The 12,808-nt window shown below is 70.9% G+C and carries 11 protein-coding genes and 1 pseudogene; 8 read left to right on the top strand and 4 right to left on the bottom strand.

Annotation, left to right across the window (positions count from 1 at the left end):
• Window positions 1-58: 58 nt before the first annotated feature.
• Window positions 59-997 carry an HpcH/HpaI aldolase/citrate lyase family protein gene (locus ABD810_RS24195; RefSeq protein ID WP_344944655.1) on the bottom strand — a complete coding sequence of 313 codons (939 nt, stop codon included), beginning with the start codon at window positions 995-997 and terminating at the stop codon, window positions 59-61.
• A gap of 466 nt (window positions 998-1,463) precedes the next feature.
• Between ABD810_RS24195 and ABD810_RS24190 the strand changes: the two genes are divergently transcribed.
• Together ABD810_RS24190 and ABD810_RS24185 are read left to right on the top strand one after the other, a co-directional pair.
• The gene (locus ABD810_RS24190) at window positions 1,464-2,030 is read left to right on the top strand and encodes a biotin transporter BioY (RefSeq protein WP_344944652.1); all 567 of its coding nucleotides are present in this window, start codon (window positions 1,464-1,466) and stop codon (window positions 2,028-2,030) included.
• A gap of 1,234 nt (window positions 2,031-3,264) precedes the next feature.
• Window positions 3,265-3,372: pseudogene (locus ABD810_RS24185) on the top strand (CoA ester lyase); the annotation flags it as partial.
• A 132-nt stretch (window positions 3,373-3,504) separates the two neighbouring features.
• On the opposite strand, the gene ABD810_RS24180 reads toward ABD810_RS24185, so the two are convergent.
• Window positions 3,505-4,077, bottom strand: a complete 573-nt coding sequence (locus ABD810_RS24180) for a DUF6529 family protein (protein WP_344944649.1) — start codon at window positions 4,075-4,077, stop codon at window positions 3,505-3,507.
• A gap of 15 nt (window positions 4,078-4,092) precedes the next feature.
• On the bottom strand, window positions 4,093-4,761 hold the full coding sequence (locus ABD810_RS24175) for a hypothetical protein (RefSeq protein ID WP_344944647.1): 669 nt from the start codon (window positions 4,759-4,761) through the stop codon (window positions 4,093-4,095).
• 156 nt (window positions 4,762-4,917) lie between these two features.
• Here ABD810_RS24175 and ABD810_RS24170 point away from each other — a divergent pair, with 156 nt between their 5' ends.
• On the top strand, window positions 4,918-5,997 hold the full coding sequence (locus tag ABD810_RS24170; protein ID WP_344944644.1) for a CPBP family glutamic-type intramembrane protease: 1,080 nt from the start codon (window positions 4,918-4,920) through the stop codon (window positions 5,995-5,997).
• A gap of 512 nt (window positions 5,998-6,509) precedes the next feature.
• Window positions 6,510-9,464, top strand: coding sequence for a beta propeller repeat protein (locus ABD810_RS24165; RefSeq protein ID WP_344944643.1), 2,955 nt, complete (start codon window positions 6,510-6,512; stop codon window positions 9,462-9,464).
• A 27-nt stretch (window positions 9,465-9,491) separates the two neighbouring features.
• Here the strand turns inward: ABD810_RS24165 and ABD810_RS24160 are convergent, their stop codons facing one another.
• Window positions 9,492-9,896, bottom strand: a complete 405-nt coding sequence (locus ABD810_RS24160; protein WP_344944640.1) for an NUDIX hydrolase — start codon at window positions 9,894-9,896, stop codon at window positions 9,492-9,494.
• Between the two features lie 27 nt (window positions 9,897-9,923).
• Between ABD810_RS24160 and ABD810_RS24155 the strand changes: the two genes are divergently transcribed.
• The 4 genes from ABD810_RS24155 to ABD810_RS24140 all read left to right on the top strand — a co-directional run bounded on the left by ABD810_RS24155 (window position 9,924) and on the right by ABD810_RS24140 (window position 12,801).
• A complete protein-coding gene (locus ABD810_RS24155) occupies window positions 9,924-10,604 on the top strand; it encodes a DUF6758 family protein (RefSeq protein WP_344944637.1) in 681 nt (226 codons plus the stop codon).
• Between the two features lie 109 nt (window positions 10,605-10,713).
• Window positions 10,714-11,427 carry an MBL fold metallo-hydrolase gene (locus ABD810_RS24150; RefSeq protein ID WP_344944633.1) on the top strand — a complete coding sequence of 238 codons (714 nt, stop codon included), beginning with the start codon at window positions 10,714-10,716 and terminating at the stop codon, window positions 11,425-11,427.
• 79 nt (window positions 11,428-11,506) lie between these two features.
• Window positions 11,507-12,415 (top strand): RecB family exonuclease, encoded by a 909-nt coding sequence (locus ABD810_RS24145; RefSeq protein WP_344944630.1) that lies wholly within the window; start codon window positions 11,507-11,509, stop codon window positions 12,413-12,415.
• Between the two features lie 233 nt (window positions 12,416-12,648).
• Window positions 12,649-12,801, top strand: coding sequence for a hypothetical protein (locus ABD810_RS24140; protein WP_344944627.1), 153 nt, complete (start codon window positions 12,649-12,651; stop codon window positions 12,799-12,801).
• The last annotated feature ends 7 nt before the right edge of the window (window positions 12,802-12,808 follow it).

Raw genomic sequence — 12,808 nt, 5'->3', positions numbered from 1 at the left:
GCCGGGTTCTGTACGCCGGGACGCGAAGAGCGTCCCGGAAGCGGCGCGGGTGTCCGCCTCAGGCGGGCGTGTCGAGGCTCTTGGTCCGTGAGAGCCCGGCCGCCCGCCCCTTGGCCGCCACGACCAGTGCCATCTTGCGCGAGGCCTCGTCGATCATCTCGTCGCCGAGCATCACCGCGCCACGCTTGTCCACCGTCGTGGCATGCTCGTAGGCGTCCAGGATCAACTCGGCGTGGTCGTAGTCCTCCTGCGCCGGGGAGTAGACCTCGTTGGCCGCCTCGATCTGCGTCGGGTGGAGCACCCACTTGCCGTCGAAGCCGAGCGCCGCCGACCTGCGCGCCACCTTGGTGAATCCGTCCAGGTCCTTGATCTGCAGGTACGGCCCGTCGATGGCCTGCAGGTCGTACGTCCTCGCGGCCATGAGGATCCGCATCAGGACGTAGTGGTAGGCGTCACCCTCGGTGTAACCGGGGGGCTGCTGCCCGACGACCAGTGTCCTCATGTTGATCGACGCCATGAAGTCGGCCGGGCCGAACACCAGCGTCTCCAGCCGTCCGGACGCGGCGGCGATGGCGTCCACGTTGACCAGCCCGCGGGCGTTCTCGATCTGCGCCTCGATGCCGATGCCCCCGAGCGGCAGCCCGATCGTCTTCTCGATCTGGGTGAGCAGCGTGTCGAGCCAGGCCACTTGGGCGGCGTCCTCCACCTTGGGCAGCATCAGGCAGTCGAGCTTGTCGCCGGCCCCTTCGACCACCTCGATCACGTCGCGATAGGTCCAGGCGGTGGAGAGGTCGTTCACCCGTACGACGCGGATCTTGCCCGCCCAGTCACCGGTGCGCAACGCCTCGACAATGTTCTTCCTGGCCTGTTCCTTGGCCTGCGGGGCGACCGAGTCCTCCAGGTCGAGGAAGACCTCGTCGGCGGGAAGGCCCTGGGCCTTGTCGAGGAATCGAGGATTGCTGCCGGGAACCGCGAGACAGGAACGACGGGAGCGCATGCGCAACACCGTAACCTGCCCGCCGGGGAAGCCCGAGCGGGCACCCTCGGCGCAGTACCCCTGACGGCCCAAAATCCGGAGTGAGCGGACACCCTCGGCGCAGTACCCCTGACCGCCCAAAAACCGGAGTGAGCGGGCACTCTCGGCGCAGTACTTCTGACCGCCCAAAATCCGGAGTGCACGGGCGGCGCAGACCCTGCCACGCGGCGAGCCTAAGCGGACATCTGCGGCTGGATATCCCCTGAACGCCCGAAGCAGGACAGGTCACCGGCAACGCAGTCACCCCTCATACCCGGCGAGCCCCCCCGGCACCGGCGGCTGGGTAACCCCTGATCGCCTCCTCGAGCCCGGGGGTCACCTGTGGCGCAGTCACAAAGGGGACCTACTGTTCTTGGCGCGGATCCCTAGGGGTTTCCTGGTCACGGTCCGGACAATGGATAGCAAGCATCGGTAAAGGGAGATAGACATGACTGACGCATCCATAGCGGTTCGTCCCGCCGTACTGTCCGACCTCATTCCCGGAAGGCTCGTCCGCGACATCGCGCTGGTCGTGGCCGCGGCGGGTCTCACCGGTTTGGCGGCGCAGGTCAGCATCCCCCTGCCCGGCACCCCCGTCCCCCTGACGCTCCAGACCTTCGCCGTCCTGCTGGCCGGTGCCACACTGGGCCTGCCCCGTGCCTTCCTCGGCATGGCGCTCTACCTGGCGATCGGGCAGCTCGGCGTGCCGTGGTTCGCGCCGTCGGGCGGCAATGCCACGCTCGGCTACGTGGTCGGTTTCGTCCTCGCCGCCTCGGTGGTGGGGGCGCTCGCGAGCAGGGGCGGCGACCGCACGCCGATACGCACCCTCGCGACGATGACCTTGGGCACGCTGCTCATCTACGCCGTCGGGGTGCCGTGGCTGATGCTGGCGACCGGAATGAACCTGCCCGCAGCCTTCGCCGCGGGTGTCGTGCCGTTCCTCATCGGGGACGGCCTCAAGGTGCTGGCCGCCGCCGGCCTGCTCCCGGCCGCTTGGAAACTCACCCGCCGCTAACACTCCGCCGGATCCCCTGCCCGCCGCTAACACTCCGCCGGATCCTTGCCCACCGTCCCGTTCTGTCCCGCCCCGCCCCGCCCCCGTCTCGTCTCGCTCTCGCTGGAAACGCGCGTGCGTCTTCTCACTCGCGCCACGAGTCCGGGCGCCGTCGATTTCCAGGGGCTCGTTGACCCTGAGGTCGTACGGGCGCTCGGGCGGGCGCTCAGGCAGGTAAGCACTCGGGCAGGCTAAGCGGGTGAGCACTCGGTCGGGTGGGCGGGCCGGTCAGGGCACGGGCATGGCCTTCACGAAACCTCTTCACCACCGGACAAGGCCGGCACGTCCACCATGACTAGAACCACCGTTGGCAGGCTTCCCGGTTGAGTGTTGATCGTTCTATTGGAGTCCCACCCGGCACCCATTTGATCGGGGAACCCGCCTGCTTCCCACCCACACCATGACCTACCGGGCACAGGCAATCGATCGACCCCACCTACGACCACCAGGCCGTGCCCTTCCATCCAAGGCATGCGACGGCTCACCTCCACGCCCTGACCTGCCAGCCGGGGTAAGCGGCGGCTCACCTTCACGCCCTGACCTGCCAGCCGGGGTAAGCGGCGGCTCACCTTCACGCCCTGACCTGCCAGCCGGGGTAAGCGGCGGCCCACCTACTGGCAGCGTCCTGCCTGGGTCGCGTATTGCGGCGCCGATGCGGTGGGGAGCGCTACGGCGAAGTCGGTGCCGTTGTACGGCGGCGAGCTTGGGGGCGGGTGGGTGAGTCGGGGCCACCTCTGGCCGACCTTCCTTCTACCCGAATCCGGCCGTCTTTCCAGAGCACCCTCTCCGGCGGCCCCATTACTGGCAGCGTGCTGCCTGGGGTCGCGTATTGCGGCGCCGATGCGGTGGGGGGCGGTACGGCGAAGTCGGCGCCGTTGTACGGCGGCGAGCCTGGGGGGCGGGTGGGTGAGTCGGGGCCACCTCTGGCCGACCTTCCTTCTACCCGAATCCGGCCGTCTTTCCAGAGGACCCTCTCCGGCGGCCCGCCTACTGGCAGCGTGCTGCTCTGGGTCGCGTATTGCGGCGCCGATGCGGTGGGGGGCAGTACGGCGAAGTCGGCGCCGTTGTACGGCGGCGAGCCTGGGGGCGGGTGGGTGAGTCGGGGCCACCTCTGGCCGACCTTCCCTCCACCCGAATCCCGCCTTCCTCCCAGAGCACCCTCACCGGCCGTTGGAACCCCCGGCCGGGTTGCTTCGGCGACGAGATGATCGACGAGGCCTCGTGCAAGATGGCACTGGTCGTGGCGGCAAAGGGGCGGGCGGCCGGGCTCTCACGGGAAAAGAGCCTCGACACGCCCGCCTGAGACGGACACCCGCGCCACGTTCGGGACGCATACGCGCCCGCGCACGGAACCCCGTGCCCCGCCTACGAGACGCCCCTCCGCGACTCGCCGGCGGCACGCCGGGCAAAGGTGCCCGCCGCTTCGGTCACGCCGTCAGAACGTGATACCGAAGGTCGTGAAGAACCAGAAGGACGACGTCAGCCAGAGGCCGGTGAGCGTGGTGAAGGCCAGCCCGCCCAGAAGGGGGAGTGTCCAGCCGGGCAGGCCCTTCTTCGGGAGCGAGAGCATCTTGGCCACGAAGACGCCGTAGAAGAAGGTGCCGAGCAGCGAGTGGATCAGGACGCGCGGTACGTCGAACTGCGCGCCGAGCGCGTACAGGCAGTGGAAGGCCACGGGCACCGACAGCAGGAACGCCACGCGTCCCGACCACCGGTGCAGCGTGCCGGTCCACGAGGGCGCCTGTACGCCGGGAAGCTTGCCGTACATCGCCAGGGCGGAGACCACCTGGACGATCGCGAGTACGAACGTCCCGGTGGCCAGCCAGGACTTCATGGCCTGGGCCCCGGTGAAACCCGACAGTCCCACGGCGTATCCGGTCGGCGTGTGTGCCCGGCCGTACACGCCGAGGGCGACGGCCACCAGGCCACCCACGAGGAGCGGCATGAGGTAGGGCGCGGAGTTCTGCTTCGGCACAGCCTGTTGCTGCTGGGGCTGGGGGATGGTCATGGGAGAGGGTCCTTGTCAGAGGTCGTCGATGAAGGCGTCGGTGTCCTCGGGCCGCAGTTCCGTCCCGTCGACGTTGACGGGGGAGCCAGGGGTGAGCTTGGGAGCCGGGTACTGGCGCTCGTCGATGTCCATGAGCCCCACCTGCCGCCCGCCGGGCAGGATGATCCAGCCGCCGGTGACCTTGGCGCCGCGGACGATGGCGCTTGCGCGGTAGAGGCCGGAGGGCTTCTTGACCAGCGGGGCGCTGAAGCGCCACTTGGCCTTGCCCACCTGGAGCCTGCCCTGCGCCTTGCCGTCGCCGAGCGCGGCGGTGATCAGCGAGCCCTTGCCGCTCAGCGTGACGGTGTTGTTCTCGGCGGTGCCCTTGAGCCACGACTCGATGCGCCCGTCGCAGAAGTAGGCGATCGCCTTGCCGTTCTTGATGGAGAGCGCGACCAGCCCGCCGTTGCCCTGGGCCACGCCGGCGTAGTCGGCGCGCTTGGGGGTCGGGTCGGCGGCCTCCGTGGCGGCGCTCGCCGAGGCCGTGGGTTCGGGCGCCACCGAGGTGGTGGCCTTGGCGGCCGGCGCGTCGGAGGAAGCGGCCGCGTTGTCGGCGGCGGGGGCGGTCTGCATGCTGAGAACGCCGAGTCCGACGGCGAGGACCGCTCCCCCTGCCAGCGTGTGTAAAGGCCCTAGCCGTTTCATTGTCTGCTCCTGAATGTTTGGTCTGTGCTTGCAGGTTGGCCCGCCCGGGGCACGGTGTCTATGAAGAAATGCGCATAGCGCGCGGAACCAGTTGCCGAGGACGTACGGAGGCGGCCAGCCGTCGGACCCGTCGGAGCCGTGAGGAGAATGGCTGGTATGCACGATCCGTCACAGCCGCACCATCCCCGGCCGGAACAGGGGCCCTCGGGGACCGGCCGTCCGCCGGCGACCCAGCCGTACGACGCGGCGCCAGGGCAGCGGCCCTACCCGGCGTCCGGCCAGCCGTACTACCCCGGGCCGCAGCCCTGGCAGACGCCGCCCGCGCCGGTGTCGTGGGTCGTGCCTCCGCCGCCGGGAACGCGGTACGACCACCTGGCGCGCACGCCCCTGCATCGCTGGTGGCGGCCCCTCGTCGGGACGGTCGTCGTCGCCGTGGGGTTCGTGGCCATCGGGCTTTTCGTGATCTTCATTGGCATGATCGCCGCCTCGATCATCGGCATCCCGCTGGTCATGCGGGGGGAGCGGCTGTTCGGCGACCCGGTGTTCGAGCTGACGGTGCTGCTGCTGTCGATCGCCTTGGTCCTCCCGCTGGTGTTCGGGACCGCGTGGCTGGTCCAGCGCCGCCCGCCGGGCACTCTGTCGTCCGTGGAGGGGCGGCTGCGGTGGCGGTGGCTGCTGGTCTGCCTCGGGGTGGCCTTCCTGGCGCTCATGCTCGGGCAGGCCGCGATGATCACGACGCTCGCCGTGACGGGCGAGGATCTCGGGGAGCTCTTCGGCTGGGTGGGCTGGGAGCGGTTCCTTCCCGGCCTGCTGGTCATCCTGCTGCTCGTGCCGTTCCAGGCGGCGGCGGAGGAGTACGTCTTCCGCGGCTGGGTGCTCCAGGCGTTCGGCGCCTACTTCGCCAACCCGTGGCCTGGCATCCTGCTGGGCGCGGCGGCGTTCACCTCGCTGCACGCCTATACCGACTGGGGCATCATCGACGTGTTCTGCTTCGGCGCGCTGATGGGCTGGCTCGCGATCCGTACGGGTGGCCTGGAGGCCCCCATCGCGCTGCATGTGGTCAACAACGTCGTGAGCTTCCTGCCGGCCGCGGCCTCCGGCGATCTGGGGGACGCGTTGCGGCAGGGTCCGGTGCCCTGGCAATCGCTGTCCGGAACCGTGGTCCAGTTGGCCTTCTTCACCGTTGTGGTCGTAATAATCGCCCAGAAGCGGGCAATTCAGACGGTCTCTAGATAAATCTGACTAGAGAGGTCTCGCCAGAAGGGCCCTCGGCGTGTTGCCCTGGAGTGTGTGCGGGTCGGCAGTCGGCCCCAGGGAGGTGCGCGCTGGCGGCGAGGGCGAGAGCGGCCACCAATCCGTCCCGGTATGTGATCACTGGGCATGGGATGGGTATCGGTACGATCGCAGGTGATCTGTTGTCTATGCGATGGATGCGCTGGAGTTCGGTGGAACGGTCCCGAATCTCGGCCTTCAGACTGGGTTAGGCTGCCGACGAGGAGGTGCTGAGCGTGGCCTCGGGCCCCCACGACCCGCGCTCGTCATGGTGGTCGGCGGATGACGGCGCCGACCACGGAAGCACGTCACACTCATATGGGTCCCATCAGGCCCACCCATCCCCCCCGACGCTGCACCACTCTCCGCCGGACCCCGCGGACAGCCGCTCCCGCGGCCTCCCGCTCGACTCGCCGTGGGCCCTTCCGCCCTTCGGCGCGCCGACCCCCGATGAGGGCCCCACCCCTGAGGACCCCGTGGCCGAGCCTCCCCGTCAGCCCTCCGCCGGGCGCCATCCGTACGCGCGGCCGTACGGCGGCGGTTCGGAGCCGCGCCACAGCGCGGGCCGCGAGTCCCCGGAGCGGCTTCCTGAGCCGCCCGGCTGGTCCTCCACGTCGCCGTACGAGATCGCGGAAGAGCCCTCACAGAGGCCGGGCGAACAAGGACCGGGCGACCAGAGACCGGACGAGCCCGCGTGGGGACCCCGCCGGCTCGTGAACCGTCCCGACAAGCTCGTGGCCTCGGGGCCGCCTCGCCGCCCTCCCGTCCCCTCCAGGCCTGCGGCCGCGACGCCACCCGCGCCCTACCCGCCCGCCGAGGACAGGCCGGGGATCAGGGTCCAGCCAAGCATCACGGCCGAACCCGAATCCGAGCCCGCACCTGAGCCCGAGCCCGAGATCAGGCCCGAGCCCGACCCTCCCTCCGGGCGTGGCCGCCGGCCAGGCCAGGGCATCTCCACGGGAGAGCGGATAGGCAGGCCCCCGGCGGAACGTCCCGCCCGCCCCTCCCGTCCCGACATCCTCGTGGCATCCGGACCGCCCCGGCCGCGTGGCGGCGGGCGTGGCCGCCACCACCGTGATCAGGCCACCACCCGCCCCGCCCGCCAACCGCGTCAGCCACGGCAGCGTGGCTCCGGGCGCGGCCTGCTGACCCCGGTCATCGTGGCCGTGGTGTTGCTGGCCACCGCGGGTATCGGCCTCGGGATCGTGAACTGGCTGAACTCCCCGACCAGCTCAGGGCTCCGGCTGGCCGCGGGCGACGGCGGGTCAGGCGACCAGGCGTTCGCGGCCCTGCCCGGCACCAGCGGGAACGGCTCCAGCCAGGTGCTCAACGCGGTGACCTCGGTCGGCTCGACGGTCGTGGCGGTGGGCAGCGACACCACCAGCCCGGTGCCGCGCCCGCTGTTCCTCGTCTCCACCGACGGCGGCAAGTCCTGGGAGCTCGGCAAGGTGGCCGGGGCCTCGGGCTACCAGCCGGCGGGGTCGGCAGGGCGCGTCACCGGCGGCTCCGGTCGCTGGCTCGCGGCCGGGACCGAGACCCCCGGCACCGGCCCGGCCGCGCGAGGGATGTGGACCAGCACCGACGGGCGTTCCTGGACGGCGGTCGACCCCTCACGACTTTCGGTCTTCTGGAGCGGTGATCGGATCACGGACCTGGCGCGGACGGCCGGCGGTTTCGTGGCCGTCGGCTCCACGACCCTCCAGGACGGCGGGTACGGCCCGGTGGCGTGGGTGTCTCCGGACGGGCTGAGCTGGAGCCGCGTGGACACCGGCCAGATCGGCGCCACCGACAAGGTGCGGGCGATCCGGGCCGTGGTGGCCAAGGGAGACGCGGTCGTGGCGCTGGCCGATCCGGGCAAGGGGGACACCACTTCGGTCATCCTGCGTTCGCCGGACGGTGGCAGGACCTGGCTCCGTACGGCTGCGGCGCTGCCCGGCGTACGGCCCGAGCCCGGCGCGCTGGCGGTGGCGAGCAAGGGGTTCCTGCTCGTGCCGACCCTGCAGAAGTCCAACGCCGGTGATGTCCGGGTCTACTGCTCCGACCTCGGAGACGAGTGGCGCCAGTGCGGGGTGATCGGCGGGCTTGGGCGCGAGGCGACCGGCGTGCGCGGCCTCGCGTCCTCCGCGGACGGGGTGGCGGCGGTCGTCGAGTCGGGCTGGGAGAGGTACGGCGTCTTCACCAGCGGCGACGGCAAGAACTGGACCGAGAGCACCGAGCTCGGGCAGATCCCGGGTACGCTGCGCGGCCTGTCCATCACCGACGCGGGCACGCTGGTCGCCGCAGGGGATCAGCGGGCCGGGGGTCTGGACAACCTGCCGGTGCTGATGACGGCGGCCAAGGGCAAGCCCGCCGCCCCGGTCCCGCTGGCGGAGATCAGCGGGCTGACCCGATCGGCTCGCGAGACCAGCTCCCTGGTCGCGGCGGGCGACTCCTTCGTCGCGGTCGGCTCGGTCAAGGGCGACGCCGGCATCTGGACCAGCTCCACTGGGCAGAACTGGAAGGCCGCGGGCTCGCCCGCCCTCGGTGGCTCGGGCAGGCAGTCGCTGAACGACGTGGCGCACGGTCCCCAGGGCTGGCTCGCCGTGGGCAGCACCACGGCCGACTCGGCGTTCGTCAAGCCGCTGCTCGCCACCTCCACCGACGGCCGCTCCTGGCGTCCGGCGCCGCAGTCGCCCGCGCTCGCCGCCTCGGGGCGGTACGCCGTGGTGCCGCGCGTGGTCGCGGCCGGACCCAAGGGATACGTGCTGGCGGGCGACGACAGCGGTCCCGGCGGGGTGGTGGCCGCGCTGTGGTTCTCCGCCGACCTGCGGCGCTACTCGCGGGCCGCGCCCCAGAGCCTCCCCGCGGGCGGCGCCGACGTGCGCATCGAGGACGTGGTCGCGACCTCCGGCGGGTATCTGGCGGTCGGCGGGTCCGGCACGGCCGGCCGTACGTCCGGCGTGGTCTGGGTGTCCGACGACGGGCTGAACTGGAGCGCCCGCAAGCGCGTGATCCCGGAGGGCGCTCGATCGGCGAGCCTGCGCAGGGTGGTCCTCCAGGGTGACGCCGTCGTGGCCGTGGGCAGTGCGATGAACGACAAGGGAGTCGAGCAGCCGTTCGCCGCCGTGTCCGGGGACGAGGGGGTCACCTGGCAGTACTCCTGGCTGCCCGCCGACGCCGCGGCCACGGCGCTGGACCTGGCGGCCTCGGAGTCCGGCCTGGTCGCCGTGGGGTCCTACGGCTCGCCCGCGAGCGGGGACAGCACGGTGTGGACCTCCGCGGACGGCCACGACTGGCAGCGTCACACCCTGACCGGAGACGGCATGACCGGGGACGGCGCGCAGTGGCTCGGAGCCATCGCCGTGATCGGTGACAAGGTCGTCGCCGTGGGCCGCTCCACCACCTACACCTCCGACCACCTCACCCTGTGGCGGACGACGTTCAGCCGCTGACGGAGGACGGAGGGCCGCCGCGGAGGCTCAGCCGGCCTCGGCACGGACGACGCGCCAAGCGATCAAGGTGTCCAGGAGCCCGGAGGTCAGCGGGAGCAGGGCCAGGTCACCTCGGGTGAACCACCCCACGTCGGCCGCGTCGTCGCCCGGTCGTGGCGTGCCTTCGGCGGCCGTCGCGAAGTAGTCGTGGATCTCGTAGACGACGCCATCGGGACCGGGCCGCTCCACGGTGCCCGCCAACTCGCCGATGGACACCGACAGGCCGGTCTCCTCCAGAAGCTCGCGCTCCAGGGCGCCGGCGTCGGACTCGCCGGGCTCGACCCGCCCACCCGGGAGGGACCACAGACCCTCACCCGGCGGGTGGCCGCGCCGGATCAGGAGCAGCCGCTCGGCGCCGTCGACGACGATTCCACCCACGCACCTCACGCGCATACGCCAAGATTACGCCGGGATAACGGGATGGCCCTTGACTTATCCGCGTGGACGGAAGCACCGTGGATAACTGTGAGAGCCGCGCCCACCTGCCCTCGGTGTTTCGGTACGCTACGCCCACCTAGCGCCTGGTCAAGCGCTTGGCGTTGCGGCGTGCACGGCGCCGTCCTGCCCTTCATGTCCAGACGCCCGTCCAACGAGGCGCTCGACGTCGTGCGCGGGGATTCCCGGGTCCCCTTCTGGCTACCGTGGCCGTTGCCGGCCGGGTGGCTGGTGACCGGCTTCGGGGACGCGGGGGAGGAACACAGCGGTGCCCGCGCCGGGGTGGTGGCCGTGTCGGGGCCATCTGTCACCCACGGCCCGGCCGACCTCGTCATCGTGGCGGAGGAGCCGGGCGTGGGGCTGGGAGCCGCCTTCGCCGGGCTCGACGGTCCTGATCCGGGCCCGGGGTTCGACTCCGGTCCGCCCAACGTCAAGGTCGAGACCGTTGGGCATCCCACGCCGCTGTGGTGGGTCGAGGGCCCTTCCGATCGGGCCGTGTACGTCGGCGAGGCCATGGGCAGCTGGCTGTGGGTCATCGGCTGGCCGTCGGAGGCCGGATGCCTGGTCGAGCTCGCCCAGCTCAGCCTGCGCGACCTGAGAGACCAGGACCAGGATCTCGACCTGCCCTACGGCGCGTTCTCGCCCCGTCTCGAAAACGAGCCGTGAGCCGGACAGGCCCGTCGCGCGCCGAGAATCTGGCGTTCCACCCGGTTCGTCACCTACGTCAGTGGTTTGCTTATCGAGACGGGCGCAAGTGTTCGGTAAGGTCGTGGCCGTGACAGCGCGTATCGAGCGAGTGGTGACCGAGGGCGTCGTGAACATCGACGGCGCCGAATACAAGGTCGAGAACAACACCTGGATCGTGGGAGACGACGAGGAGGTCATCGTCATCGACCCCGCGCGCGACGCGGAGGCGATCCTTTCCAGCGTAGGCGAGCGAGAGGTGCTCGCCGTCATCTGCACCCACGGCCTGGCCGATCACGTCGGCGGGGCCATCGAGGTGGCGGCGCGCGACGAGGCGGTCATCGCCCTCAACCGCAAGGACCGCCAGCTCTGGCGTGAGACCTGGCAGGAGACCTATCCCGACATCGACATGGAGGACGAGGGCCTGTTCGGCGTCGCCGACGTCGAGCTTGAGGTCATCGCCACGCCCGGCGTCACGCAGGGCGGCGTCTCGCTCTACGTCGAGGCCCTGAACGCGGTCTTCACCGGCAAGACGCTGCTGGCCGACGGCCCGGGCAAGCTCGGCGGAGAGTATCCCCGGCTGGCCGACCAGCTCACGGCGATCGGCGAGCGGCTCTTCACGCTGCCGGCCGACACCCGCGTGCTGCCGGCCCATGGCGAGGAGACCACGATCGCCGAGCAGGAGCCGCACTTCGACGCCTGGCTCGCCGGGTCCCTCACCGGAGGCGACACGGCGGCGGATGCCGAGGGCCCTCTCGCCGACGGCACGCGCGCTTCGGGCATCAAGCTCAACCTCGACGAGTGACCCGGCGGGCGTCCGTGCCGTGTGATCCGCCGCCTTTCCCGGCGGCCTAGGCCTTCCGGGGCGAGGAGAGAGGCTCACTGTGGGGCAACTCGGCCTGGAAGGCATGCCCAGGCGGCTCTATTCATGCACGCCGTCCCGGCTGAACACCTGGCTCGACTGCCCCCGGCGTTACCGCTTCACCTACCTCGACCGCCCGGCCCCGGCCAAGGGGCCGCCGTGGGCGCACAACAGCGTCGGCGCCTCGGTCCACAACGCCCTGGCCGGATGGTGGCGCGAGCCGTACGAGCGCAGGACCACCGCGATGGCGGGGATCCTGCTCACCAAGGGCTGGATCACCGAGGGCTTCCGCGACCAGGAGCAGTCCACGATGTGGCGCGACCGGGCACGGGCCATGGTCCTCGGCTACACGAGCACCCTCGACCCTTCCGACGAGCCGGTCGGCGTCGAGCGCACCGTGGCCACCCGCACGTCCGTCATCGCGGTCTCGGGGCGCATCGACCGGCTCGACAGGCGCGGTGACGAGCTGGTGGTGGTCGACTACAAGACGGGCAGGCGCCCGCTGACCGAGGACGACGCCCGCTCGTCGCTCGCGCTGGCGATCTACGCGGTGGCGTCGTCGCGCGTGATGCACCGTCCGTGCCACAAGGTGGAGCTCCACCACGTCCCGACGGGTTCGATCGTCGAGTGGGAGCACACCGACGAGTCCCTCCGCCGCCATATCGGGCGCGCCGAGGAGATAGCCCTGGAGGCCTCCGAGGCGGACGAGCGTTACCGCGCGTGGCGGGGAGAGCCCGTGTCGGCACGCGCGTCCCGGTCGTCGTCGTGGGCCCCGGCGGGCCCCGCACCGGTCCCCCCGGAGATCGACGCCGGCTTCCCCCCGAGGACGGGCCCGATCTGCTCCTGGTGCGACTACCGCCGCCACTGCCCGGAGGGCCAGGCGGCCGGCACCCCGCACCAGCCGTGGGACGGCCTGGGGGACCCTGCCTGAGGCCAGTCGCTGGTGGACGAGTCCTCCACGGTGGCAGCGGGCCGCGTAAAGACGAGTCCTGAGGCCGTCGGCCATACCTCCGATGAAAAACCGTGATTACGGCGAAACCTTGTCCAAGGGTGCGGAGGTCCGCCGTACAGATCGGATGTCTTCCGCATAAAGTTATTGACAATGGTCGGTAGCGCCAGTCATAACATGTGTAACCCTCTAGCACGGAAGGCAGGTGCCGGCTCATGGCGGAACCGAAGGACCAGAGCAAGCGGCAGCCACCGAGGATCCACAAAAAGGGGAAGAAGCCCAAGGGCGAGGAGATGACCTGGCACAAGCCCGACTACCAGATCGTCGAGGCGTCCATGGAGATGTCGGCCTACTTCCTGACCAGGTGACCGCCCG

Origin of the sequence: Sphaerisporangium flaviroseum (genome assembly GCF_039537005.1) — a bacterium.
GTDB lineage: Bacteria > Actinomycetota > Actinomycetes > Streptosporangiales > Streptosporangiaceae > Sphaerisporangium > Sphaerisporangium flaviroseum.
The sequence above is the reverse complement of the archived record's forward strand: the minus strand, read 5'-3'. Positions and strand labels throughout refer to the sequence as shown.

Coding starts and splice junctions, on each gene's coding strand:
- ABD810_RS24140 (WP_344944627.1), top strand. CDS start 12,649: ATGGCGGAACCGAAGGACCAGAGCAAGCGGCAGCCACCGAGGATCCAC.
- ABD810_RS24170 (WP_344944644.1), top strand. CDS start 4,918: ATGCACGATCCGTCACAGCCGCACCATCCCCGGCCGGAACAGGGGCCC.
- ABD810_RS24175 (WP_344944647.1), bottom strand. CDS start 4,761: ATGAAACGGCTAGGGCCTTTACACACGCTGGCAGGGGGAGCGGTCCTC.
- ABD810_RS24195 (WP_344944655.1), bottom strand. CDS start 997: ATGCGCTCCCGTCGTTCCTGTCTCGCGGTTCCCGGCAGCAATCCTCGA.
- ABD810_RS24180 (WP_344944649.1), bottom strand. CDS start 4,077: ATGACCATCCCCCAGCCCCAGCAGCAACAGGCTGTGCCGAAGCAGAAC.
- ABD810_RS24160 (WP_344944640.1), bottom strand. CDS start 9,896: ATGCGCGTGAGGTGCGTGGGTGGAATCGTCGTCGACGGCGCCGAGCGG.
- ABD810_RS24155 (WP_344944637.1), top strand. CDS start 9,924: ATGGCCCTTGACTTATCCGCGTGGACGGAAGCACCGTGGATAACTGTG.
- ABD810_RS24190 (WP_344944652.1), top strand. CDS start 1,464: ATGACTGACGCATCCATAGCGGTTCGTCCCGCCGTACTGTCCGACCTC.